The following is a 24,154-nucleotide window of genomic DNA, read 5'->3' on the forward strand; positions in this document are numbered from 1 at the left end:
GCTCAGGCTCCCTTCACCGCGGCCACCACCTTCTGGGCGGCGTCGGCCAGGTTGTCGGCGGGGATGATGGCAAGGCCGGACTCGGCCAGGATCTTCTTGCCGAGATCCACGTTCGTGCCCTCGAGCCGCACCACCAGCGGCACCTTGAGGTGCAGCGTCTTGGTTGCCGCCACGATGCCTTCCGCGATCATGTCGCACTTGGCGATGCCGCCGAAGATGTTGACCAGGATGGCCTTCACATTGGCGTCGGAGGTGATGATGCGGAACGCCTCGGTCACGCGCGCGGCATTCGCGGTGCCGCCGACATCGAGGAAGTTCGCCGGCGAGGAGCCGTAGAGCTTGATGATGTCCATCGTCGCCATGGCGAGGCCGGCGCCGTTCACCATGCAGCCGATCTCGCCGTCGAGCGCGACGTAGTTCAGGTCGTTCTTGACCGCGTCGAGTTCCTTCGGATCCATCTCGCTGTCGTCGCGCAGCTCTTCCAGGTCCTTGTGGCGGAACAGCGCGCTGTCGTCGAAGGACACCTTGGCGTCGAGCGCGACGATCTCGCCCGCGCCGGTGACCACCAGCGGGTTGATCTCGACGATGCCGCAGTCGAGCTCGTTGAAGGCGCCGTAGAGCGCCGTCACGAACTTGGTGAAGGAGGCCACCTGCTTGCCCTGCAGGCCGAGCCCGAAGGCCAGCTTGCGGCAATGGAAGCCGGAAATGCCCGAGGCCGGATCGACCGCGACCTTGAGGATCTTCTCGGGGTGGTGCTCGGCGACCTCCTCGATCTCCATGCCGCCTTCGGTCGAGGCCATGATGGTCAGGCGCGAGGTCGCGCGATCGACCAGAAGGCCGAGGTAGAGCTCGCGCTTGATGTCGCAGCCGTCCTCGACATAGACGCGGGAGACGACCTTGCCGTGCTCGCCGGTCTGCTTGGTGACCAGCGTCTTGCCGATCATCGCCTCGGCGGCGGCCTTCACGTCCTCGATCGACTTGACGACGCGCACGCCGCCCTTGCCGTTCGGGTCTTCCTTGAAGCGCCCGGCGCCGCGGCCGCCGGCATGGATCTGCGATTTCACGACATAGACGGGGCCGGGAAGCTGCTTCGCCGCGGCCACCGCCTCGTCGGCGGTCCAGGCCACATGGCCGTCGAGCACCGCAACGCCATAGCGGCGCAGCAGTTCCTTCGCCTGGTATTCGTGGATGTTCATCCCGGGGGATCCCCTTGGCCTGACAGGAAAAGGGCCCGGCGTCGCCGCCGGGCCCGGGTGGGTCAGCCCACCAGCTTCTTGGAGGCGTCGATCAGTTCGCGGACGGCGCCGCAGGACTTGTCGAAGGCCGCCTTTTCCGCCGCGTTGAGCTCGATCTCGACGATCCGCTCCACGCCGCCGGCGCCGATCACCACCGGCACGCCGACATAGAGGCCGTCGATGCCGTACTGGCCGTCGAGCCAGGCGGCGCAGGGCAGCACGCGCTTCTTGTCCTTGAGGTAGGCCTCGGCCATCGCGATCGCCGAGGCCGCCGGGGCATAGAAGGCGGAGCCCTTCTCGAGCAGCTTCACGATCTCGCCGCCGCCATTGGCGGTGCGGGTCACGATCGCGTCGATCTTCTCCTGCGTGGTCCAGCCCATCTTCACGAGATCCGGCACCGGGATGCCGGCGACGGTGGAATAGCGGGTCAGCGGCACCATGGTGTCGCCATGGCCGCCCAGCACGAAGGCCGTCACGTCCTCGACCGAGACGTTGAATTCCTGCGCGAGGAACAGGCGGAAGCGGCTGGAATCCAGCACGCCCGCCATGCCGACCACCTTGTTCGCCGGCAGGCCCGACTTCTCGCGGAACACCCACACCATCGCGTCGAGCGGGTTGGTGATGACGATGACGAAGGCATTGGGGCAATGCGTCTTCACGCCCTCGGCCACCTGCGCGATCACGCCGGCGTTCTTGGAGACGAGGTCGTCTCGGCTCATGCCCGGCATGCGCGGGAAGCCGGCGGTGATGATGACGACGTCCGAGCCCGCGATGGCGGAGTAGTCGCCCGTGCCGACCATGTGGCTGTCGAAGCCGTCGACCGGCCCGGACTGCATGATGTCGAGCGCCTTGCCGGCGGCCACACCCGGGAAGACGTCGAACATGACGACGTCGCCGAGTTCCTTCAGGCCGATCAGGTGGGCGAGGGTGCCGCCGATGTTGCCGGCGCCGATCAGCGCGATCTTCTTGCGGGCCATGATGCGTCCTTGGTGCAGGTGCAGTGCGGAAAGCCGCCGCTACCTACTCCGCAGCCCGCGCTGCGGCAAGGCGGCCCGCCGGAAGGCGGCGATCCGACAAGGGGAGGGTCAGAGCGGCAGGCAGCGCACCACGTCGGAATGCCCGCGCGCCAGCGTCGCCATGGTGCCCACGGGGCAGGATTGCGCCTGCATGTTGGTCGCCGGCGCGAGGCCCGCCTGCCAGGAGACGGCGCGCGGGGCGCAGCGTGCGCCGCGGGTGCAGTCGGCCGTGGCCTGCTGGGACCGGCCGCCGCTGCGGCCGGCAACCTGGCGGCCGCTGGTGCGGGCGGCGACCTGGCGGCTGCCGCGCGACCCGCCCCGCGCGGCGGCCTGCCGCGTCGGCTGGGCAGCGCGGGCCTGGCGCTGGGGCACTTCCGACCTCCGCGTGGCGGCGGCGCGCGTGGTTTGAGGGGCGGCTGCCGTGCGGGTCTGCGCCTGGGCCTGCTGCGTCCGGCTCCGCGCATCCACGGGCGCGGTCCACGCCAAGGTTGCAAGGGCGATCAGGGCCATGGCCAGGATCCGCATGAGCCTACCTCTCGTTTCGTTGCGCGATATTTCATTAACTCTAACCCAGCAAGCCCCGTGCCGGGAAGCCCCGGATCGCCGGGGGAACCCGCCGCGGCAGCGGCCGGTGCCTGCGTTGACCTCCCTCAAAGCCTGCCGGCCAGGGCTGCGCTGTTCTTCAGCGACAACGCATGGAATGGATCCGGAGATCGTGATGCATCAGGACTGGCCCGCCCTCGCCACCGGACTCTCGGGGCCGCTGAAGGAACTGCGCGGTGGCGCGGCCGATGTGATGAAGGGTTTTTCCGCGGTCGCCCGCGCGGCGCTGGAGGCCAGGGCGCTCGACACCAAGACCAAGGAGCTCATCGCTCTCGGCATCTCGGTCGCGACGCGCTGCGCGCCCTGCATCGCCTACCACGCCGAGGCCGCCGTAAAGCTCGGCGCGACGCGAGAGGAGGTGATGGAGACCATGGGCATGGCGATCTACATGGGCGCCGGCCCTTCGGTGATGTACGCGGCCCAGGCGGTCGAGGCCTTCGACCAGTTCCGGGCGAAGGCGAGCGCCTGAGTTCTCGCAGCTCCAATGGCGGCCCGATGACCTGCACCGGGCCGGGAGCGCACGGCGCGGCCGTGTCGAGACCGCCGGTTGCCGCCGACGCGCCCTTGTCCGCCGCGAAGCCGCGGGCCGCGGATGCGGCCCGGGGCAGCATTCTCAAACGCTCTCTCAGGTGAGATGCGCGAGCGCCAGATAGTCCTGGCTCTGCATCTCGACCAGGCGCGAGGCGGTGCGCTCGAACATCGCAGCGTTCTCGCCCCGCTCGTAGAGGCGATCCGGGTGGTCCTCGGCGCTCGCCACCAGCTTGCAGCGGTGCTCGTAGAGCGCGTCGACCAGGGTGATGAAGCGGCGCGCCTTGTCGAAGTTCTCGGGGCCGAGGCGCGGGATGCCGTCCAGCACGATCGTGTGGAAATGCGTCGCGACGGCCAGGTAGTCGGCCGGGCCGAGCGGCCTGCCGCAGATCTCGTCGAACCCGAAGCGCGCCACGCCGCGGGCGGCCTGCGGCACCTCCATCGCGCGGCCAAGCAGGGTCAGCTTCGTCGGCGCGGCCGGCGTGTCGCCGGTCAGCTCCGCGAAGGCCGCGTCCAGCGCGCGTTCGGCGCGGCCATCGGGCGGCACGTGCCAGGTCGGCAGGCCGCGGATGCGCTCGCGCCGGTAGTCGCGCGCCGATTCGAGGACCAGCACCTCGATCCGCTTCTTGATGAGCTGGATGAAGGGCAGGAAGGCGTCGCGCCCCGGCTTGCCCCGGAACAGGTCGTCGGGCGCGGTGTTCGAGGTCGCGACGATCACCACGCCGCGGGCGAACAGCGCCTCGAACAGCCGGCCGAGGATCATCGCATCGGCGATGTCGTGCACCTGGAACTCGTCGAAGCAGAGCAGCGCCGCCTCGGAGACGATCGAATCGGCGAGCGGCGGGATGGGGTCCGCGGTGTCGCCGTGCTGCTTCTTCCATTCATGGATGCGCCGGTGCGCCTGCTGCATGAACTGGTGGAAGTGCAGGCGTCGCTTCCGGGAGACGTCTGCGCTGGCGAAGAAGAGGTCCATGAGCATGGACTTCCCGCGCCCGACCTCGCCGACCAGGTAGAGGCCGAGCGGGGCGCCGTTCGGCGCCTCGTCCACCGGCTTGCGGCGGAAGAAGCGGCCGAGGAAGCCGCCGGTCTCGGGCGGTTCGGCCTTGGGGTCGTAGCCGCGGGTGCGGCGCCAGAGGTCCTGCAGCTTCTCCGCTGCCAGTTCCTGCGCCGGGTCGGGGGCGATGCTGCCCGCCGCGATGCGGGCCCGCAGCGCGGGGAGCGGTCCCTCGGCAAGGGGGGCGCTCGACGACACCGCCGGCGCTTCCGCGGGCGGGCGATTTGCGGCGGAGTGCATGATCGGCCCGCATAACCCGATCGCGCCGGGCGGACAACCGCTGCCCCGGCGCGCTTTACAGCCGCCGGCCGGCACGCCAGCTTCCTCCACCTACCCGCCCGACCCGGATCGCCATGCGCCGTGCTGCCCTGCTCTACCACCCGGATGGGTTCACCACGGCGGGCGGGCCGATGCTCGGCCGGCGCGTCGCCGGGGAGGAGTTCCTGCGCGGCCTCCTCCGCCATGGCGACATTGCCGAGCTGCGCGCCCTGGTGCAGTCGCCGGAACATGGGGCCGCCTTTGCCCGCCATGTCGCCGAGCTCGCGCCCGGTCTCGCGGCGAGCGCCCACGGCTTCGATGCGCCGGACCGCTTCGACGGCGCCGGCACCATCTTCCTGCCCGGCGCGGGCATGGCGTCCTACGCCTGGTGGCGGCGACGCCATCGGCAGAATGCCTTCAGCCTCTGCGGCGTGACGCACACCACGGCGACCGACCGCACCATGGATGCGATCGGCGATCTGCTGGTCGCGCCGCTGCAGCCCTGGGATGCGCTGGTCTGCACCTCCCGTGCCGTGCAGGGCATGGTCCGCCGCCTGCTGGAGGAGCACGCCGCCTATCTGGGGCAGCGATTCGGCGCGACGGAGGTCGTCGGCCCCGCCTTGCCGATCATCCCGCTCGGCGTGGACACCGCGGCCTACGATCAGTCGGAAGGCGCACGCGCGCGCTGGCGCGAATCGCTCGGCATCGGCGTGGAGGAGGTCGCGGTCCTGGTCATGGGGCGGCTGAGCCTGGCGACGAAGTTCACGCCCGGGCCGATGTACCTCGCGCTCGAGGAGGCGGCGCGGGGCGCCGCGCAACGCGTGCACCTCATCCTCGCCGGCTATTTCGAGGCCCCGCGCGACCGGACCATCTTCCTCGAAGGCGCGGCGGCGCTCTGCCCCTCGGTCACCGTGCATCACGTCGACGCCACGGCCGATCCGGCGCGGCGCGAGATCTGGGCCGCGGCCGACCTCTTCACCCTGCCGATCGACAACATCCAGGAAACCTTCGGCCTCGCCCCGGTGGAGGCGATGGCGGCGGGGCTGCCGGTCGTGGTGACCGACTGGGACGGTTTCCGCGACACGGTCGGCCATGGCGTGCATGGCTTCCGCGTGCCGACGGTGATGGGCGGCTCCGGCGCCGACCTCGCCCTGCGCTACGCCGCCGGCATGGACGGCTACGGCAACTACCTGGTGGGCGCCTCGCTCGGCGTCGCGATGGACGTCCGCGCCGCAGCCGAGGCCTTCGCCACCCTGATCGGCAATGCGGAGCGCCGCCGCGCGATGGGCGCGGCAGCCCGCGCCCATGCCCGCGCCACCTATGACTGGGCGGCGGTCATCCCGCAGTACCTCCGGCTGTTCGACGCCCTGGCGAAGGTGCGCGCGGAGGGCGCCGAGCAGGCGCCGCCCCGGCCGGGGCGGGAGCCGGTGCCGCTGCGGCCCGACCCGCTGCGCGCCTTCGCCGGCTACCCGACGGCCACTCTCACGCCGGAGACGCGCTTCGTCCTCGCGCCTGGGGCCGGGCCGCAGTTGCTGGCCGCGCGGGCCGGGGCTCCCGGCACGGTGAGCCGCGGCAGCCTGCTGCCAAGCATGCCGACGCTGACGGCCATGCTGGCGCGCCTCGCGCAGGGGTCGGCGACGGCCGCCGAACTCGCCGGCCCGGCGCCCGCGGCGGAGGCGGGACGAGCGGTGCGCGGCCTGATGTGGATGGCGAAATACGATCTGGTGCGGCGCCAGCCCTGAGGCTGGCCCGGATGCGCGTCCCGCCGGGGCGGAAGGTGGGGGTTATGGAGTTTCTGCTCGACGCGCTGCCGACCTGGGGTGCGATTCTCGGCATCGTCGCGGCGGCCTTGGCGGGCGGGCTGTCGCGCGGCTTTTCGGGCTTCGGCGCGGCGCTGGTCTTCGTGCCGCTCGCCTCGGCCGCGGTCGGCCCGCGCGCGGCGGTGCCGGTGCTCGCGCTGCTCGAATGCGTCTCCTGCCTGGTCTTCCTGCCCGGCGCGTTGCGGTACGCCGAACGGCGGGAGGTCGCGGTCATGGCCGTCGGCGCCATCTGCGCCGTGCCGTTCGGCGCGCTGATCCTCGCCAGCGCCGATCCGGTGGCGCTGCGCTGGGGGCTGACCGGGCTGGTATTGCTGGCGGTCGCGGTGCTCGCCTCGGGCTGGCGCTACCGGGGGGAAGGCTCGGTGCCGATGACGCTCGGCGTCGGCGCGGTCGGCGGGGTGATGAGCGGGACGGCGATGCTCGGCGGCGTCGCGCCGGCGGCCTGGTGGCTCGGGCGTGCCGCCCCGGCGGTGATGGTGCGGGCGAACATGAACCTGTACTTCGCCATCCTGACCGCGGCGGTGGCCGCGGCCTTCGCCTGGCGCGGCCTGTTCGGGTGGGACAGCGCCTGGCTCGCCCTCGCCGCCGGGCCCTCCTACGCGGCGGGGCTGTGGGGCGGGGCGGCGCTGTTCGGTCTGGCCAGCGAGACCACTTTCCGCCGCGCCGGCTATGCGCTCATCCTGGCCGCGGCGGTGCTCGGCATGCCGCTGTGGGACCCGCTCACGGGCCGATGATCCGGGCGGCGCTGACGAAGTGGCGGATGCGGTCGGTGGCAGTGCCGCCCGCTTCGACCTGGGCGACCGCCTTGGCCTCCGCCGCGCGCACGGCGGCAAGGCGTTCCAGCACCGCCTCCGCGCGGTCGAGGGGCACGACCACCACGCCATCGGCGTCGCCCACGATGATGTCCCCGGGGCGGACATGCTGCCCGCCGAGCGTGACCGGCGCGCCGACCACGCCCGGGCCGTTGGCGGCGGGAGAAGCCGGCATGATCCCGGCGGCGAAGACCGGCAGGCCGGCGGCGACGATGCCGGCCCTGTCGCGGGCCAGGCCATCGGTGACAAAGGCGGCGACGCCCTTGTTCTTCATCATGCCGGCGACGATGTCGCCGATCACGGCCGTGGTCGTGTAGGCGTCGTTGGCGACGATGATGACGTCGCCGGGCTCGGCTTCCGCCAGCGCCCCGTAGACGCCGACGATGTCGGCCGGATAGGCGAAGGCGGTCAGCGCCGGGCCGGCGAAGACCGCGTTCTCAGGGTCCATCGGCTTGATCCGGTAGTCGAGCGCCCCGCGCCCGTCCATGGCATCCGCGAGGTGGGAGGTCTGCGCGCCGCGGAAGGCCGCGACCAGCGCGGGGTCCGGCCGGGGGTGGCCGCGGTGGATCGTGAGCAGCGGCGGGTTGTCGAGCATGGCGCGTCCTCTCCGGGTGTCGCCGGATGCTCGCCCGGCTCCCGCAAGTCGTCCAGGCGTTCAGCCTCGGCGTGTCACCAGCAGGGCGGCGGCGAGTTGCAGCGCGAGGGCCAGCGCCGCCACCGCCCAGTCGCCGAGCGCGCCGCGCGCCAGGCCGAAAAGGCCGGAGGCGGCGGCGAAGAAGGTCTGGTAGACGGCGGCATTGGCCGCCACCACGGCGATGACCTGCGCCGGGGGCCATTCGGCCTGGACGATGAGCGGCGGGAGGGAGAGCAGGTTGCCGATGCCGAGGCCGAAGAGCAGGCAGCCGACGACGATGAGGATCGCGGAGCCTTCGTCCGACAGCAGGAGAGCCAGGCTGCCCCCCGCCTGGGCGGCGAGGTTCGCCTGGGCGACACGGCGCCGATCCATCCCCGGGGTGAGCAGCCATCCCACCGCGGTCCTGCTGAGGATGGCGCAGACCGTCGCGGCGCTGAGCGCGAGGCTCGCGCCTCGCGGTCCGAGCGTCGGGACCATGACCGAGAAGAGATGCGCGAAGAGGCCGACCTGCGCGCAGGTGCCGAGGCCGACGGCGCCGGACAGGCTGCGGAAGCGCGGCTGGCGCCACAGCGGCCCGGCCGGCTGCGGCGCGGGGCGCGGCGCCGGCGGGCCCGGCGCGCCATCGGGAAAGAGCCCGAGATCCCCGGGCGTCCGGCCGAAGTACCGGCCTGCCAGGGGCCAGAGCAGGACCAGGCCGGACACGCCGACGATCAGCGCCGCCTGCGCGAAGCCGAGCAGCCCGATCAGGCCTGCCCAGAGCGGGACGAAAACCATGCCGCCGACCGATGCGCCGTTATAGGCCATGGCGAGCGCTGCGGGACGGCGCCGGTCGAACCACGGTGCGATCAGCGCGTTGATCGCCGGTCCCCCGGTGACCGAGAGCGCCGCGCCGGTCACGAGGGCCGCCGCCAACAGCCGCCATGGCGCATCGGCGATGGCCCAGGCGGCGCAGCCGAGCGCCCAGGCGAGCAGGCCGGCCCTTGTCACCGCGGATTCGCCGAACCGGCCGTAAAGCCGCGGCAGATGGGAAACGATCGCGGCGCTGGTCAGGAAGTGCAGGGTGATGGCGGCCGAGACGAAGGCCGGCGACCAGCCGCGTTGATCGACGATCGCGTGCAGCCACACGCCGACGCCGTAGATGCCGGTGCCGTAGGCGAACATCGCCAGGCCGAAGCTCGCCGCCACGACGCGCCAGCCGAAGAAGCGTCCGGCCATGACCCTTCCCCGCGAAATCGTTCCTGATGTAGCACGAACGGGCGGCGATGCGGATGCAGGCGTGTCGGCCGCGCGTGGCCCGTCAGGTCCGGGTGCGCAGGATCAGGGCCGCGGCGAACTGCAGCGCGAGGGCGGCAGCGCCAACCGTCCAGTCTCCCGCGAGGTCCCGCAGCAACCCGAAGAGCGCCGGCGCGAAGGCGTAGAAGGCCTGGTTCACGGCGGTGATCAGGGCCACCACGGCGGCGAGTTCCTCCGGCGGCCATTCCGCCTGGGCGATCAGCGGCGGCAGGGACAGCAGGTTCCCGATCCCGAGGCCGAACAGTACGCAGGCCAGCAGGAGGAAGGGGGCGGAGCCGCCGGCGGCGAGCAGGACCAGGCTGCCCGCCGCCTGGACGAGGAAGTTCAGCACCGCGGCGCGCCGCCGGTCCGCGCCCGGCGGCAGCAGCCAGCCGACCGCGGTCCGCCCGAGCACGGCGCAGGCGGTCGCGAGGCTCAGCGCCCAGCCCGCGCCCTGCGCCCCGAGTTCCGGCGCGAGCAGGGAGAAGAGTTGCGACAGCAGCCCCATCTGGGCGACCAGCCCGAGCGCGAAGGCGAGTGACAGGCTGCGGAAGGCGGGCTGCGACCACAGCGGTCCGGCCGGACGGGCCACGGGCCGCGGCGCGGGTGGCGCCGCGGCGCCATCCGGGTGCAGGCCGAGCCTGGCCGGGTCGGGGCGGAAATAGCGGCCCGCGACGGGCCACAGCACCGCGATGCCGGCGAGCCCGATGGTGAGCGCAGCCGTCGCGAATCCGAGCCACCCGATGAGCGCTGCCCACAGCGGGATGACCAGGATCCCACCCACGGAGGCGCCGTTGTAGGCCATGGCGAGGGCCGCCGGCCTTCGCCGGTCGAACCACGGGGCGATCAGCGCGTTGATGGCCGCCCCGCTGGTGAAGGCCCAGCCCGCGGCGGTGAGCAGGGCGGGCGGGAGCAGCAACCAGGGCGTGGGGGCGCATGCCCAGCCGGCCGCCCCAGCGGCCGCGGCGACGATCCCGGCGCGCGTCACCACCACCGGTCCGAAGCGGGCATGCAGCGCCGGCAGCCGCGCCACGATCGCCGCGCTGGCGAGGAAATGCAGGGTGATGGCCGCGGAGACGATCGCAACCGACCAGCCGCGCCCGGTGGTCAGCGCATGCAGCCAGACCCCCGGCCCGTAGAAGCCGATTCCCCAGGCGAAGACCGCCAGCCCGAAGGCCGCCCCCACCACTCGCCAGCCGAAGAAGCCGCCCGTCATACGCCGATGCTGGCATGGTTCGCGGAAAGCGCCGAAAACCGCGGCGGGTCGGTTGCGGTGCGGCAGGCCCTATGTTAATCGCCCGCCGCCGCCAGGGGATTGCCTCTGCGCGGCCAAGTCCTTTGCCGTCGTTTCGTCGAGACCCAGCAAGAACAGGACCGGGACCGCCCGTGGCCGCTGCCGAGACCATCCAGACCGCCTCCTCCTCCACGCCGAACCCGGTCGGCGCGCCGGCGCGCTATGCCCTGGCGCTGCTCAGCCTGGCCGACGACAAGCGCGCCGACGAACCGGGCGCGCTGGACCGCATCGCCGCCGACCTCGAGGGCCTGCTCGGCCTTTGGCGTGACGATGCCGGCTTCCGCGACTTCATCGCCGATCCGCGGCTCGATGCCGTCAAGCAGCGCGCGGGGACCTTCGCGATCCTCGACCGTGCAGGCATCGGCACCGAGGTGAAGAACCTGGTCGGCGTCATGATCACCAACCGGCGGCTGTCGGCGCTGCCGGCGGTGGCGCAGGCCTTCGGCACGCTGCTCGCGGAACGCCGCGGCCAGCAGACCGCCGAGGTGACCACCGCCCATCCGCTGTCGGAGACGCAGCGCGCGCAGATCGTCGCGCGCCTGACCGAGGCCGGCCATTCCGGCGTCCGCCTCGCCGAGCACATTGATCCGTCCATCCTGGGCGGGCTGATCGTCCGGATCGGCTCCCGCCTTTATGACAACAGCATCAAGTCCAAGCTGCAGCGCCTGCAGTACGCGATGAAAGGGGCCGCCTGACCATGGATATCCGTCCCGCGGAAATCTCGGAGATCCTCAAGCAGCAGATCGCCGGGTTCGATGCCGAGGCGAACGTGGCCGAGGTCGGCACCGTCCTGACCGTGGGTGACGGCGTCGCCCGCGTCTACGGTCTGCAGAACGTGATGGCCGGCGAGCTGGTGGAATTCCCCTCCGCCGGCATCCGCGGCATGGCGCTGAACCTCGAGGCCGACAATGTCGGCGTCGTGATCTTCGGCGACGACAAGGGCATCCGCGAGGGCGACACCGTCTCCCGCACCGGCTCGATCGTCGACGTGCCGGTCGGCAAGGGGCTGCTCGGCCGCGTGGTCGACGCGCTCGGCAACCCGATCGACGGCAAGGGCCCGCTGGTCGACGTGACCCGTACCCGCGTCGAGGTGAAGGCGCCGGGCATCATTCCCCGCAAGTCGGTGCACGAGCCGATGCAGACGGGCATCAAGGCGATCGACAGCCTGATCCCGATCGGCCGCGGCCAGCGCGAGCTGATCATCGGCGACCGCCAGACCGGCAAGACGGCGGTGATCGTGGACACGATCATCAACCAGAAGCCGATCAACGCCTCGGGCGACGAATCCAAGAAGCTCTACACCATCTATGTCGCGGTCGGGCAGAAGCGCTCCACCGTCGCCCAGCTGGTGAAGACGCTCGAGGAGCAGGGCGCGCTGGAATACTCGATCATCGTGGCTGCCACGGCGTCCGATCCGGCGCCGATGCAGTTCCTCGCGCCCTATTCGGGCTGCGCGATGGGCGAGTTCTTCCGCGACAACGGCATGCACGCGGTCATCTTCTACGACGACCTGTCGAAGCAGGCCGTCGCCTACCGCCAGATGTCGCTGCTGCTGCGCCGTCCGCCGGGCCGCGAGGCCTATCCGGGCGACGTGTTCTATCTGCATTCGCGCCTGCTCGAGCGCGCGGCGAAGATGAACGACGATTTCGGCGCCGGCTCGCTGACCGCGCTGCCGGTCATCGAGACGCAGGCGGGCGACGTGTCGGCCTACATCCCGACCAACGTCATCTCGATCACCGACGGGCAGATCTTCCTCGAGACCGAGCTGTTCTATAAGGGCATCCGCCCCGCCGTGAACGTCGGGCTGTCGGTGTCGCGCGTGGGTTCCGCCGCGCAGGTCAAGGCGATGAAGCAGGTCGCGGGCAAGATCAAGCTCGAACTCGCGCAGTACCGCGAGATGGCGGCCTTCGCGCAGTTCGCCTCGGACCTCGATGCGACGACGCAGGCGCTGCTCGCCCGCGGCGCCCGCCTGACCGAGCTGCTGAAGCAGCCGCAGTACAAGCCGGTTCCGGTCGAGGAGCAGGTGATCTCGCTGTTCGCCGGCACCCGCGGCTATCTCGATCGCATCACGGTCGGTCAGGTGGGCGAGTTCGAGAGCCGCCTGCTCGCGGACATCAAGTCCCGCGCGCCGGAGATCGTGACGGCGATCCGCGACGACCGCGAGATCAAGAAGGAGACCGAGACGAAGCTGGTCGCCTTCCTGGACGCCTTCGCGAAGTCCTTCGGCTGAACAGGCAGGGCGCGGAGAGCCACCCATGGCGAGCCTGAAGGCCCTGCGCATGCGGATCAACAGCGTGAAGTCCACGCGGAAGATCACGCAGGCGATGAAGATGGTGGCGGCGGCCAAGCTTCGCCGCGCGCAGCAGCGCGCCGAGGCCGCGCGCCCCTATGCCGAGCGGATGGAGCGCATGCTCGGCTCCCTCGGCGCCGCGGTGGCGGGCCAGCCCGACGCGCCGCGCCTGCTGGTCGGCAGCGGCGGCGACCAGGTGCATCTGCTGGTCGTCGTGTCCGGCGACCGCGGTCTGGCCGGCGCCTTCAACACCAATGTCGGCCGCTTCGCCCGTGCCCGCGTGCGGGAGCTGGAGAGCGCCGGCAAGACGGTCAAGATCCTCGCCATCGGCCGCAAGGGCGCGACCTTCCTGCGGCGCGAGTTCGGCTCCCGCTTCGCCGGCGAGATCTCCTTCGCCGGCAAGAAGGCGGTGGGCTTCGAGGATGCGGCCGAGGTCGCGTCCAGGATCACCGCGATGCTGGAAGAGGGCGAGTTCGACGTCTGCTCGCTGATCTACAATCGCTTCCGCAACGTCATCACCCAGGTTCCGTCCGAGCAGCAGCTCATCCCGGCCGCGCTGCCCGAAGCCGGGAGCGATGCGCAGGAAGGCCCGCAGGCGCTCTACGAGTACGAGCCGACCGAGGAGGAGATCCTCGCTTCCCTGCTGCCGCAGAACCTCGCCGTGCAGATCTACCGTTCGCTGCTCGAGACCACCGCCGGCTTCTACGGAAGCCAGATGACGGCGATGGACAACGCGACGCGCAACGCGGGCGAGATGATCAACAAGCTCACCCTCAACTACAACCGCACACGCCAGGCCAACATCACCAAGGAGCTGATCGAGATCATCTCCGGTGCCGAGGCGGTCTGAGGAGCACGACACGATGAAGAACAACGTCGGCAAGGTCACGCAGGTGCTGGGCGCCGTCGTGGACGTGCAGTTCCCGCAGGACCTGCCCGCCATCCTGAACGCGCTGCACTGCAAGGTCGAGGACCGCACCCTCGTTCTCGAGGTCGCGCAGCACCTCGGCGAGCGCACCGTGCGCACCATCGCCATGGACACCACGGACGGCCTGGTCCGCGGCACCGAGGTGGTGGACACCGGCGCCGGCATCGCCGTGCCGGTCGGCCCGGCGACGCTCGGCCGCATCCTCAACGTCATCGGCGAGCCGATCGACGAGCGCGGCCCGGTGGTGGCGGAGAAGACCTACACCATCCACCGCGACGCCCCCTCCTTCGACGAGCAGGCCACCTCGGCCGAGATCCTCGTCACCGGCATCAAGGTCATCGACCTGCTGGCCCCGTACCTGAAGGGCGGCAAGATCGGCCTGTTCGGCGGCGCCGGCGTGGGCAAGACCGTGACCATCCAGGAGCTGATCAACAACGTCGCCAAGGCGCATGGCGGCGTCTCGGTCTTCGCCGGCGTGGGCGAGCGTACCCGCGAGGGCAACGACCTCTACCACGAGATGTGCGATGCCGGCGTCATCAAGCTCGGCGAGGGCACGACGGAAGGCTCCAAGGTGGCCCTGGTGTACGGCCAGATGAACGAGCCGCCGGGCGCGCGCGCGCGCGTGGCGCTGTCCGGCCTGTCGATCGCGGAATACTTCCGCGACGAGCAGGGCCAGGACGTGCTCTTCTTCATCGACAACATCTTCCGCTTCACCCAGGCGGGCGCCGAGGTGTCGGCGCTGCTCGGCCGCATCCCCTCCGCGGTGGGCTATCAGCCGACGCTCGCCACCGACATGGGCGCGCTGCAGGAACGCATCACCTCGACGAAGAAGGGGTCGATCACCTCGGTGCAGGCGATCTACGTGCCGGCCGACGACCTGACCGACCCGGCGCCGGCGACCTCCTTCGCCCACCTCGACGCCACGACGGTGCTCAACCGTTCGATCGCCGAGCTCGGCATCTTCCCGGCGGTGGACCCGCTGGACTCCACGTCGCGCGCGCTCGACCCGCGCATCGTGGGTGAGGAGCACTACAAGACGGCGCGCGAAGTGCAGCGCATCCTGCAGACCTACAAGTCGCTGCAGGACATCATCGCCATTCTCGGCATGGACGAGCTCTCGGAAGAGGACAAGCTGGTGGTGGCGCGCGCGCGCAAGATCCAGCGCTTCCTCTCCCAGCCCTTCCACGTCGCGGAAGTGTTCACCGGCACGCCGGGCGTGTTCGTGAAGCTCGAGGACACGATCCGGTCCTTCGCCGCGATCTGCGCCGGCGAGTACGACCACCTGCCGGAAGCCGCTTTCTACATGGTCGGCACGATCGAAGAGGCGGTGAAGAAGGCGGAAGGGCTGAAGGCCGCGGCGTAAAGCCGCCGCGTCTTTCTTTCGTCCCTCGGACGCCGGGCGGCGGCCATCCGGCCGCTTTGGCTTCGCCGCGTCGCGGCCGCGGCTGAGGGGTAAGTCGAGTGGGCGGCGCCGGCCGCTGTGCGGCCGGATCCTCCAGTGGCGGTGCGACGACTGCGCGGGCGCGCCGGTGTTGAAGTCGTAGGGGATTGCCCAGATGGCCACCTTCCAGCTCGAATTCGTCTCCCCCGAGAAGCTGCTGCTCTCGCGCCCGGTGGAGATGGCGGTGCTGCCCGCCGCCGAAGGCGAGATGGGCGTGCTGCCCGGCCACGCGCCGATGATCGTCGCGCTGCGCGGCGGCGTCATCACGGTGCGTGAAGGCGGGCAGGAGACCGAAAAGCTCTTCGTCGCCGGCGGCTTCGCCGAGGTCACGCCGACGCGCGTCACCATCCTGGCGGAGGAGGCGACGCCGGTTGCCAGCCTCTCCCGCGAGGATGCCGAGCGCCGGATCGCGGATTGCGAGAAGGCGCTTGCCGAGGCCGCCGACGCCACGCCGGAGAAGCGCGAGGCGGCGATGGCCCGCCTGCTCTCGGCGCGCGCCATGCTCGCCGCCGCGCAGGCGGCCTGAACGCCGGCGGCGCTGCCGGCGCCGATTGCTGGCCGCTACAACGCCTGCCGGCGGCGGTTCGACGCCGCCGCGCATCGTGCCTCCGCGTTGATTCAAGGCATGCCGGCGTCTTGGCGCGTGTGGCAACGTGCCTTGAATCCGCCATGCGGTGGGCGAAGATGTCAGGACAAGCACCGCGGCCCGTCCGGCCTTCCGGCCAGGCCCGCGTTCGACCGGGCTGACGAGGAACGGCATGAAGCACTGGCATATCGATGAGGTGGCCTGGGACCGGTTCGACCCGTCCAAGGTGCATCCGGATGTCGTGCCGCTGGTCAAGGCCGCCGCCATGGTCGAACGCAACGCGGCCGACTATGTCACCTATCTGACCCGCGTCTTCGAGGATGATCCGGACTTCCGCGCCGCGGCGGAGCATTGGGGCGTCGAGGAAACCCAGCACGGCGACGCTCTCGGGCGCTGGGGCGAGATCGCCGATCCGGGGTGGAACTTCCAGCAGGCCTTTGCCCGCTATCGCGCCGGCTACAAGATCCAGCTCGATGCCGATGCCTCGATTCGCGGCTCCCGCACCGGGGAGCTGATCGCGCGCTGCATGGTCGAGACCGGCACGTCCTCCTACTACACGGCGCTCGGCGATTCGACGGAGGAACCGGTGCTGCGGGAGGTCTGCCGGCTGATCGCGGCCGACGAGTACCGCCACTTCAAGCTCTTCTACGACCACATGAAGCGCTACCTGGCGCGGGAGAAGCTCTCCTTCCCCAAGCGGCTGCGCGTCGCGCTCGGCCGCATCGGGGAAAGCGAGGACGACGAACTTGCCTTCGCCTTCCACTGCGGCAACGAGCCGGAGGGCACGCCCTACGACCATGACCGCTGCATCAGTGGCTACATGGGGCGGGCGATGGGGTTCTATCGCTTCAACCACATCGAGCGCGGCATGGGCATGATCTTCAAGGCGATCGGGCTCGACCCGCGCGGCCGCATGTCCGACATCGCGGCGAAGGGCGCCTGGCGGCTGCTGCAGTGGCGGCGCGACCGCTACCAGCAGGCGCTGCGGCGGGCGGTGAACGAGAACGCGACGGAGCCGGCGCGGGCCGCGTGACGGTGGGGGCGCTGCCGCCCCCGACCGCTGCCCGGGCCATCGACGCCGACGCCTTGCCCCGGCGACGGGAGCCAAGGCCGAAAGGCTGTTGGAAACCAATACCTTAGATCTCCGCGAGTCCAGGGGACCGTGGCCCCTGGTGGGGGAGCGCAAGGGGGGCGACACCCCCTCGGCTGCAGTCCCGACAGGCAAGGTTCCTGCGATTCGTGGCCACCGCGGGGCGAATCACCCGGAACTCGCAGCGCCTCCGGGCCAGTTTCCGGGCATTTGCGCGACCTTGAGAAAAAACTTCGGCCCCTGCGCAATTTCCCCTTTGCGTGCGGTGCGGCCGGGCGTATAGCGCCGCTCAGACGCAGTACGCACGTGCCTCTGGCCCCCGGCCCAACCCGGCCAAAGGGTTTACGCAACGACGTCAAGCGTTCTGGCAACCCCGTCCGGCATTCGCCGGGCGGCCCTCTTTGGTCGCTGGTTCGTTCGACCGTTTCGTCAACCTTGGGCCGTCGCCTGGAAAGGCGGCCCGCTGGAGCCTGGAAGAGGTGCGGCGATGACCCCGAAGATCGCCCAGTATCTGCGCGACCACGCGCCCGCGACGCCGTGCCTCGTCCTCGACGTGGACCGTGTGGAGCAGAACTACCGCCGCCTGAAGGCCGCGTTGCCGCTGGCGCGCGTCTACTACGCGGTGAAGGCCAATCCCGCCGCGCCGATCCTGGCGCGCCTGACCGGGCTCGGGTCCTTCTTCGACGCCGCGTCGTGGGAGGAGATCGAAGCCTGCCTCGTCGCCGGCGCGCGGCCGGAGGCGATTTCCTTCGGCAACACGGTGAAGAAGGTCTCGGCGATCAAGGCCGCGCATGAGGCCGGCGTCACCATGTTCGCCTTCGACAGCGAGCCGGAGCTGCTGAAGCTCGCGAAGCACGCGCCGGGCGCGCGCGTCTACTGCCGCATCCTGGTCGAGAACAAGGGCGCGGAATGGCCACTCAGCCGCAAGTTCGGCTGCGAGCTGGAGATGGCGCGCGACCTGATGGTGCAGGCGGCCGAACTCGGCCTGGACCCCTATGGCATCTCCTTCCATGTCGGCAGCCAGCAGACCCGGACGGATACCTATGAGGGCGCGATCGCGCGGGTCGCCATGCTCTTCACCGACCTCAAGGAGGCAGGGGTGAAGCTACGCATGGTGAACCTCGGCGGCGGCTATCCGGTGCGCTATCGCCAGGAGGTGCCGGGCATCGACGATTTCGGCACCGCCATCATGGGCGCGATGACGAAGCATTTCGGCAACGACCTGCCGGAGATGGTGATCGAGCCCGGCCGCTTCATGGTCGGCGATGCCGGCGTCGTGTCGAGCGAAGTCGTGCTGGTCTCCCGCAAGGGGAAGGACGATCCGGTGCGCTGGGTCTACCTCGACATCGGGCGCTTCGGCGGCCTGGCAGAGACCGAGGGCGAGGCGATCAAGTACGCCTTCCACACACCGCATGACGGCGGCGCGGATGGCCCGGTGACGATTGCGGGACCGACCTGCGACAGCACGGACACGCTCTACGAGAAGTCCAACTACCGGCTGCCGCTGGCGCTCGGCTGCGGCGACCGCGTGGAACTGCTGTCCACCGGGGCCTATGTCACGAGCTATGCCGCGCAGTCCTTCAATGGCTTTCGGCCGCTGGCAGAGCACTACATCTGAGGGCACACCGGGAGGGGCGCTGCACCTTCCGGGCCACCGCGCCGAAGGCCCCGGGGCCTTTGGAAGCCGTGATCTGTCACCGGAGTGGCTGGCCGGAACCTTGCCGAGGCCTGCGGCCTTGCCGAGGCCTGCGGCGGCGGGCGGGCGCCGCGGGGATAGGGAATGCCTGCGGCGCCTGGCACCAGGTCCCGGGTTGCGATGGGCTTTCGACCGATGGGGTGCCACCGCCCGTTGTGCTGCACCGGCCATGAGGGCCGCAGCACGGAGGCGCGCCCAGGCCGTATCCCATCAGCCCCGCTTTCTTTCCTTCCCAGGCGCACATCTGCCGGATAGCATGCGGTCATGGACAGCATAGACCGGAACATCCTGGTCGCGCTGCAGCATGATGGGGCTGCCGGGCTCGCAGAACTCGCCAAGGTCGCGGGGCTTTCGGTGTCCGCCACCGCGGAGCGCGTCAAGCGTTTGGAGGAACGCGGCACCATTCGTGGCTGGCGGGCGGACCTCGACCCCGCGGCCGTGGGTTGCCCGCTGCTTGCCTGGGTCTTCGTCACGCTGCGCGCCGGCACCAACGAGGCCAAGTTCCGCGAAGCCCTGATGCCGATGGAGCAGGTGCTGGAATGCCACGCCGTCAGCGGGGCCTGGTCCTACATGGTGAAGCTGCGCGTCGCTGGGCTCGCCGAACTGGAAGCCTTCATCGCCTCGGAACTCCGCCGCAAGGCCGGGGCGGATCGCACCGAGTCGGTGCTGGCCCTCACGACCGTGAAGGAGACCGCGATCCTTCCCGTCGCACCGTCGGACGACGAGGAGGAGTGACGCGACGCGGCGGCATGGTGCAGGCTGGCAACATGAGCCGCCGCCAGGTTCAGGTGACGCCCGACCTGCTGATCCGCGCCTATGCCGCGGGCGTCTTCCCGATGGCGGAAGGCCGGCGGTCGGAACGGCTCTACTGGCTCGACCCGGCGCTGCGCGGGGTGCTGCCGATCGATGCGGGCTTCCACCTGCCACGGCGGCTGAAGCGCACGGCATTGTCGGACCGGTTCGAGGTCACGGCCGACCGGGATTTCGGGGGCGTCATCCGCGGCTGTGCCGAGCCCGCGCCGGGGCGGACCGACACCTGGATCAATGCCGAGATCGAACAGCTCTTCACCGAACTGCACCACCGCCGCGCCGCCCATTCCATCGAGGTGATGCAGGAGGGACGGCTCGTCGGAGGCCTCTATGGCGTCGCGCTGGGCGCGGCATTCTTCGGGGAGAGCATGTTCTCCCGCGTCACCGATGCCTCCAAGGTCGGGCTGGTGCATCTGGTGGCGCGGCTGCGGCTCTGTGGATTCGTGCTGCTGGATACGCAGTTCCTGACCACGCATCTGGCGCGCTTCGGCGCGGTCGAGATCCCGAAGGCCGAATACAAGCGGCGGCTGGCGGCGGCGCTGGAGGTGCCGGCGCGCTGGCAGGCCGACCTTCCGGCGGAGGCAATCGCCGAGGAGATCCGGCGGATGCGGGCGCCTTCTGAGGGCTGACGCCAAAGGGCGCTGATCGCAATTGCCAGCGTCAGCCCTCTTCATGCCTTCAGACGCCGGGCGCAAGCCTACGGTCTGCCCGGCTTCGCCGCATTTGCGGCGGCATCGATTCGGACGCGTGGCATCGGTCAGAGAGCCATGCCGCCAATATGACGCCCAATTCTCGCCTGAGGGCATGATGCGGATCGGTGATCGGCACGCGCGCTTCGCGCGGGACAGCGCTGCCGGGTCCCAGGGCGCCCGCGCTCGTCGGGCGTGACCCCCGCGCAGGCGCCTCCGCGGCAGGACGGGCCTGGCCCTGACCAATGGCTCGCCGATCACCTCCAGCGGCGAGGAGCGCGGTCCCCCTGCGCGGGGCCGGTGGGGCGATCCGAAGCGGGACCGGGTCGCCGGTCGTGCCGGCCCATTGGTCGGCCGGCAGGCAAGGCGCCGCCGCCGTGGGGAATCCTCCCATCGGAAAATTTCCCGGGCGCCGCCGTGCGGGGTGATGTCACACCGGGCGCGGCTCGCTCGTCCTGTGGGCATCAACCCTGGCCAAGGAGCCGAGATGCCCCGTCGTCTCAACTACTACGCCGCCAATCCAAAGGCCGTTCAGGCCATGCTCGGCATGGAGAAGGCCGTCCGCCAGTCCGGGCTGGAACCGAGCCTGCTCGAACTCGTGAAGACCCGCGCCTCGCAGGTCAACCATTGCGCCTATTGCATCGAGATGCACACGCGCGAGGCCCGCGCAGCGGGAGAGACCGAGGAGCGGCTGTACATGCTCGCCGCCTGGGAGGAGGCGGAATGCTACACGCCGCGCGAACGCGCCGCCCTCGCCTGGACCGATTCGCTGACCCGCCTGGCCGACACCGGCGCGCCCGATCCGGCCTATCATGTGATGGCCGAGGCCTTCACGCCGGAGGAGCAGGTGGCCCTGACCCTCGCCATCGTCACCATCAATGGCTGGAACCGCTTCGCTGTCGGCTTCCGGGCCATTCCCGGCGAGCCGCCGGGCTGATGGCGGGCCAGGCCCCCGCGGCCGAAGCCTTCGCCGCCGCCCGCCCGCGGCTGGCGGCGCTGGCCTACCGCTTCCTCGGCTCACGCGCCGATGCCGAGGACGTGGTGCAGGCCGCCTGGCTGCGCTGGCAGGCGGCGGCGCGGGAGGATGTCGCGGAACCGGAGGCCTTCCTGCGCCGCATCGTCGCACGGCTCTGCCTCGATGAGCTGAAGGCGGCGCGGCGCAAGCGGGAGACCTATGTCGGCCCCTGGCTGCCGGAGCCGGTGGTGGAGATCGACCCTCTGGCCGGGCGCGCGGCGGAGGAGGAGGTTTCGATCGCGCTGATGCTGGCGCTGGAGCGGCTGAGCCCGCTCGAGCGTGCGGCCTTCCTGCTGCACGACGTGTTCGGCGCGGGCTTCGAGGAAGTGGCGGCGACGCTGGACCGCTCGCCCGCGGCGGTGCGGCAGTTGGCGGCACGGGCGCGCAGCCATGTGCGGGACGCGCGTCCGCGCTTTCCGGTGACGCCGGAGGAAGGCAGGCGAATCGCCGGCGCCTTCCAGGCGGCGGTGGAGAGCGGCGACGCGGCGGCGCTCGGCCGCCTGCTGGCGGAAGATGCGGTGCTGCGCACCGATGGCGGCGGGGTGGTCCGGGCCGCCATCAATCCGATTCTCGGCGCGGGGCGGATCGCGCGCTTCTTCGCCGGGCTGGCGCGCAAGGCCGCGCTGGGGAACCGGCACGAACCCGCCTGGATCAACGGCCTGCCCGGCTATGTCACGCGCTTCGGCGATGGCAGCGCGCAGACCACGGCGCTGGAGATCGAAGCCGGGCTGGTGCGCGCGGTCTATGTGGTGCGGAACCCGGAGAAGCTGCGGGGCCTGCTCGCCTAGGGCAGATCCCGATCAGGTGGAAGCACCTGATCGGGTGAGGTTGGTCGCGCAAACAGCAGGCGAGAGTGGTTGCCGCGAGGCTGTGCGAACGGAAGCCGCTCCAAGCCGGCTTCCGGTCGAACCGGGCCGCGGGCGCCCGCTCCATCCTTCCCCGCACCCTTCAGCGCGGACTCGACATCCGCGGCATGGCGGCCAGCTCCCGCGGGTGGTGCCGGTCCACATAGGCCAGGGCCGCGCGGAGCAGCGCCTGCAGCCGTGTATCCTCGACCAGCGGGACACGAACCTCCGGCAGATCGAGAAAGCCGTCCGGGCTTGCGCTGTTGGCGGCCCAGGCGTCATCCAGCCGCCCCTCGGCCATGGCGTCGCCGAAGAACCGCGACTGCCAGTTCTCGCCGGGCTGCGAGACCTCGAGGATCCTCGAGGCCTGCACCGCACGCCGGCGCAGCGCACCGGCGGAGCGCAGAGGCAGGTGGAAGAGTTCGAGCCCCTCGGCCAGCACCTTCGAAGGCCCCCTCAGGAGGCCATGCTGTCCGAACATGATGTCCACCGGATCATCCGACCGGAAGCCGACCTTCGGCATCGTGTGGCAGATGAAGGCACGTTCGTAGCGGGCGACCGTCTCCGGTCCGGTCTCGTCGACGACCGGCGCACGGTAGCGTACCCGCAGCAGATCCTCGCGCCGGGACGCGCCGACGGCCCTGTCCTGCACGAACTGAACCCAGTGTCCGACGAAAATCCCGGGCATCGTGGCGGCGGCGCGGATCCGGCCCGCATCGACGTGCCAGAACTCGTCGGCATCGAAGGGGAAGACGATGTCAAAACCGTCCGCCAGCGCCGCATTCGCGATGCCGTTCATGATGCGGACCTGGCGGAAGACCGGATCGACCGAGCGCCGGACCGTGATCCGCCGATCGGCCTGCGCCATGGCGCGGAGCGCCTCGTAGGTGCCGTCGGTGGAACTGTCGTCGACGAAGACCAGGCGGTCGAACCCGATGCCGAGGTAGTGGCCGCAGAGCAGGGGAACGAGGTCGACCGCGTCCTTGATCATGCAGGTGCCGCAGATCCTCGGCCGCCCGACCAGGCGGCGGAGGATGCCGGCGAGGCGTGCCCGTCCGCGATGGCCCGGCCACGATCGGTGCAGCATCGGGAAAGCTCGTCCTTCGCCGGTCGGGAGCGGTGCGGGAAGGGCCCTGCGGCTGGCAGGGCGCCCCGGCGGCCTACCGGATCAGCCCGGTCATCGGGCTCGACGCATCCGCCTGGTAGTTCCACGGCATCCGCCCCGCCAGGAACGCGTCCCGCCCGGCTTCCACCGCCGCCTTCATCGCCCGCGCCATCCGGATCGGGTCCTTGGCGTGGGCGATGGCCGAATTCAGCAGCACCGCGTCGCAGCCGATCTCCATCGCCTTCGCCGCGTCGGACGCCGTGCCGATCCCGGCATCGACCAGCACCGGCACCTTCGCCTGCTGCTTGATGGAGTGGATCATGAAAGGGTTTGTCAGGCCGAGCCCCGAGCCGATCGGCGCGCCGAGCGGCATGATGGCGACGCAGCCGAGGTCTTCCAGCTTCTTCGCCGCGACCGGGTCGTCCGCGCAGTAGACCATCACCTCGAAGCCGTCCTGGATCAGCGCCTTCGCCGCTTCCAGCGTGCCTTCCATGTCCGGGTAGAGGTAGGGCGGCGGGCCGAGGACCTCGAGCTTCACGAGGTTCCAGCCGCCGGCCTCGCGGGCCAGGCGCAGGGTGCGCACGGCGTCGTTCGCGGTGTGGCAGCCGGCGGTGTTGGGCAGGTAGGTGTAGCGTTCGGGCGACACGAAATCCTGCAGCATCGGCGCCTTGGGGTCCGAGAGGTTCACCCGGCGCACCGCGACGGTGACGATCTCCGCCCCCGAGGCCTCGATCGCCGCGGCGGTTTCCTCCAGCGACTTGTAGCGCCCGGTGCCGACGATCAGGCGTGAGCGGAAGCGGCGGCCCGCGACCTCCCAGGTGTCGTCGCCGGTTGGGGCGGGATTGACGTCCATGCTTCAGCCTCCGCCGATGAAATGCACGATTTCGAGCCGGTCGCCGGGCGCGAGCGGCACCGTCGCATAGGTCGATCTCGGAACGATTTCCTCGTTCCGTTCGACCGCGACCTTGCGGGTGTCGAGGCCGATGGCGCGCAGCAGGGCCGCGACGGTGTCGCCGGGCGCCACGGTCTGCATTTCCCCGTTCACGGTGATGGCGATCGTGTCTGGCATGTCGGCGAGGAAGATGGCGAAGCGCAGGGGGCACCGCAAGCCGGGGCGGCGCATGACTGGCCAG

Annotated in this window: 24 protein-coding genes; 14 read left to right on the forward strand and 10 right to left on the reverse strand. The window is 70.8% G+C overall.

What is annotated here, in order from left to right:
• Positions 1–2: 2 nt before the first annotated feature.
• From sucC to GXW74_RS08410, 3 genes are all read right to left on the reverse strand, one after another.
• On the reverse strand, positions 3–1,196 hold the full coding sequence (gene sucC, locus GXW74_RS08400) for an ADP-forming succinate--CoA ligase subunit beta (RefSeq protein ID WP_211846029.1): 1,194 nt from the start codon (positions 1,194–1,196) through the stop codon (positions 3–5).
• A 62-nt stretch (positions 1,197–1,258) separates the two neighbouring features.
• Positions 1,259–2,212, reverse strand: coding sequence for a malate dehydrogenase (gene mdh, locus GXW74_RS08405; protein ID WP_211846030.1), 954 nt, complete (start codon positions 2,210–2,212; stop codon positions 1,259–1,261).
• A 108-nt stretch (positions 2,213–2,320) separates the two neighbouring features.
• Positions 2,321–2,623 (reverse strand): hypothetical protein, encoded by a 303-nt coding sequence (locus GXW74_RS08410; RefSeq protein ID WP_211846031.1) that lies wholly within the window; start codon positions 2,621–2,623, stop codon positions 2,321–2,323.
• A gap of 346 nt (positions 2,624–2,969) precedes the next feature.
• Between GXW74_RS08410 and GXW74_RS08415 the strand changes: the two genes are divergently transcribed.
• Positions 2,970–3,323: a carboxymuconolactone decarboxylase family protein gene (locus GXW74_RS08415; RefSeq protein WP_211846032.1), complete on the forward strand. Its 354-nt coding sequence runs from the start codon at positions 2,970–2,972 to the stop codon at positions 3,321–3,323.
• A gap of 156 nt (positions 3,324–3,479) precedes the next feature.
• Here GXW74_RS08415 and zapE read toward each other — a convergent pair whose 3' ends face one another.
• Positions 3,480–4,676, reverse strand: a complete 1,197-nt coding sequence (zapE, locus tag GXW74_RS08420; protein WP_211846033.1) for a cell division protein ZapE — start codon at positions 4,674–4,676, stop codon at positions 3,480–3,482.
• 113 nt (positions 4,677–4,789) lie between these two features.
• Here zapE and GXW74_RS08425 point away from each other — a divergent pair, with 113 nt between their 5' ends.
• Together GXW74_RS08425 and GXW74_RS08430 are read left to right on the forward strand one after the other, a co-directional pair.
• Positions 4,790–6,436: a glycosyltransferase family 4 protein gene (locus GXW74_RS08425; RefSeq protein ID WP_211846034.1), complete on the forward strand. Its 1,647-nt coding sequence runs from the start codon at positions 4,790–4,792 to the stop codon at positions 6,434–6,436.
• A 44-nt stretch (positions 6,437–6,480) separates the two neighbouring features.
• The gene (locus tag GXW74_RS08430) at positions 6,481–7,248 is read left to right on the forward strand and encodes a sulfite exporter TauE/SafE family protein (protein ID WP_211846035.1); all 768 of its coding nucleotides are present in this window, start codon (positions 6,481–6,483) and stop codon (positions 7,246–7,248) included.
• Here GXW74_RS08430 and GXW74_RS08435 read toward each other — a convergent pair.
• The 3 genes from GXW74_RS08435 to GXW74_RS08445 form a co-directional block, all read right to left on the reverse strand.
• Positions 7,235–7,921 carry an RraA family protein gene (locus tag GXW74_RS08435; protein ID WP_211846036.1) on the reverse strand — a complete coding sequence of 229 codons (687 nt, stop codon included), beginning with the start codon at positions 7,919–7,921 and terminating at the stop codon, positions 7,235–7,237. The genes GXW74_RS08430 and GXW74_RS08435 overlap by 14 nt on opposite strands.
• Before the next feature lie 60 nt (positions 7,922–7,981).
• Positions 7,982–9,175: an MFS transporter gene (locus tag GXW74_RS08440; protein ID WP_211846037.1), complete on the reverse strand. Its 1,194-nt coding sequence runs from the start codon at positions 9,173–9,175 to the stop codon at positions 7,982–7,984.
• 82 nt (positions 9,176–9,257) lie between these two features.
• On the reverse strand, positions 9,258–10,448 hold the full coding sequence (locus tag GXW74_RS08445) for an MFS transporter (RefSeq protein ID WP_211846038.1): 1,191 nt from the start codon (positions 10,446–10,448) through the stop codon (positions 9,258–9,260).
• Positions 10,449–10,618: 170 nt separating this feature from the next.
• Here GXW74_RS08445 and atpH point away from each other — a divergent pair, with 170 nt between their 5' ends.
• From atpH to GXW74_RS08500, 11 genes are all read left to right on the forward strand, one after another.
• Positions 10,619–11,221 carry an ATP synthase F1 subunit delta gene (gene atpH / locus GXW74_RS08450; protein ID WP_338148185.1) on the forward strand — a complete coding sequence of 201 codons (603 nt, stop codon included), beginning with the start codon at positions 10,619–10,621 and terminating at the stop codon, positions 11,219–11,221.
• Positions 11,222–11,223: 2 nt separating this feature from the next.
• Complete coding sequence (gene atpA / locus GXW74_RS08455) at positions 11,224–12,756, forward strand: F0F1 ATP synthase subunit alpha (protein WP_211846040.1); 1,533 nt, start codon at positions 11,224–11,226, stop codon at positions 12,754–12,756.
• A 25-nt stretch (positions 12,757–12,781) separates the two neighbouring features.
• Positions 12,782–13,666, forward strand: coding sequence for a F0F1 ATP synthase subunit gamma (locus tag GXW74_RS08460; RefSeq protein WP_211846041.1), 885 nt, complete (start codon positions 12,782–12,784; stop codon positions 13,664–13,666).
• Between the two features lie 13 nt (positions 13,667–13,679).
• Positions 13,680–15,107 carry a F0F1 ATP synthase subunit beta gene (gene atpD / locus GXW74_RS08465; protein WP_211846042.1) on the forward strand — a complete coding sequence of 476 codons (1,428 nt, stop codon included), beginning with the start codon at positions 13,680–13,682 and terminating at the stop codon, positions 15,105–15,107.
• A gap of 193 nt (positions 15,108–15,300) precedes the next feature.
• Positions 15,301–15,711 carry a F0F1 ATP synthase subunit epsilon gene (locus GXW74_RS08470; protein WP_211846043.1) on the forward strand — a complete coding sequence of 137 codons (411 nt, stop codon included), beginning with the start codon at positions 15,301–15,303 and terminating at the stop codon, positions 15,709–15,711.
• A 232-nt stretch (positions 15,712–15,943) separates the two neighbouring features.
• Positions 15,944–16,804, forward strand: coding sequence for a ferritin-like domain-containing protein (locus GXW74_RS08475; protein WP_211846044.1), 861 nt, complete (start codon positions 15,944–15,946; stop codon positions 16,802–16,804).
• Positions 16,805–17,348: 544 nt separating this feature from the next.
• Positions 17,349–18,479: a type III PLP-dependent enzyme gene (locus GXW74_RS08480; RefSeq protein ID WP_211846045.1), complete on the forward strand. Its 1,131-nt coding sequence runs from the start codon at positions 17,349–17,351 to the stop codon at positions 18,477–18,479.
• Positions 18,480–18,821: 342 nt separating this feature from the next.
• Positions 18,822–19,292 (forward strand): Lrp/AsnC family transcriptional regulator, encoded by a 471-nt coding sequence (locus GXW74_RS08485; protein ID WP_211846046.1) that lies wholly within the window; start codon positions 18,822–18,824, stop codon positions 19,290–19,292.
• Between the two features lie 32 nt (positions 19,293–19,324).
• Complete coding sequence (gene aat, locus GXW74_RS08490; RefSeq protein ID WP_211846047.1) at positions 19,325–19,996, forward strand: leucyl/phenylalanyl-tRNA--protein transferase; 672 nt, start codon at positions 19,325–19,327, stop codon at positions 19,994–19,996.
• A gap of 547 nt (positions 19,997–20,543) precedes the next feature.
• Positions 20,544–20,993 (forward strand): carboxymuconolactone decarboxylase family protein, encoded by a 450-nt coding sequence (locus GXW74_RS08495; RefSeq protein ID WP_211846048.1) that lies wholly within the window; start codon positions 20,544–20,546, stop codon positions 20,991–20,993.
• On the forward strand, positions 20,993–21,859 hold the full coding sequence (locus GXW74_RS08500) for a sigma-70 family RNA polymerase sigma factor (RefSeq protein ID WP_211846049.1): 867 nt from the start codon (positions 20,993–20,995) through the stop codon (positions 21,857–21,859). The genes GXW74_RS08495 and GXW74_RS08500 overlap by 1 nt, the downstream gene beginning before the upstream one ends.
• Before the next feature lie 160 nt (positions 21,860–22,019).
• Here the strand turns inward: GXW74_RS08500 and GXW74_RS08505 are convergent, their stop codons facing one another.
• The 3 genes from GXW74_RS08505 to thiS all read right to left on the reverse strand — a co-directional run bounded on the left by GXW74_RS08505 (position 22,020) and on the right by thiS (position 24,144).
• Positions 22,020–23,003 (reverse strand): glycosyltransferase family 2 protein, encoded by a 984-nt coding sequence (locus GXW74_RS08505; RefSeq protein WP_211846050.1) that lies wholly within the window; start codon positions 23,001–23,003, stop codon positions 22,020–22,022.
• A gap of 73 nt (positions 23,004–23,076) precedes the next feature.
• Positions 23,077–23,874, reverse strand: coding sequence for a HisA/HisF-related TIM barrel protein (locus tag GXW74_RS08510; RefSeq protein ID WP_246523065.1), 798 nt, complete (start codon positions 23,872–23,874; stop codon positions 23,077–23,079).
• 3 nt (positions 23,875–23,877) lie between these two features.
• Complete coding sequence (thiS, locus tag GXW74_RS28595; protein WP_246523066.1) at positions 23,878–24,144, reverse strand: sulfur carrier protein ThiS; 267 nt, start codon at positions 24,142–24,144, stop codon at positions 23,878–23,880.
• Between the last annotated feature and the right edge of the window lie 10 nt (positions 24,145–24,154).

The sequence above is a fragment of the Neoroseomonas eburnea genome, from assembly GCF_018129005.1.
GTDB lineage: Bacteria > Pseudomonadota > Alphaproteobacteria > Acetobacterales > Acetobacteraceae > Neoroseomonas > Neoroseomonas eburnea.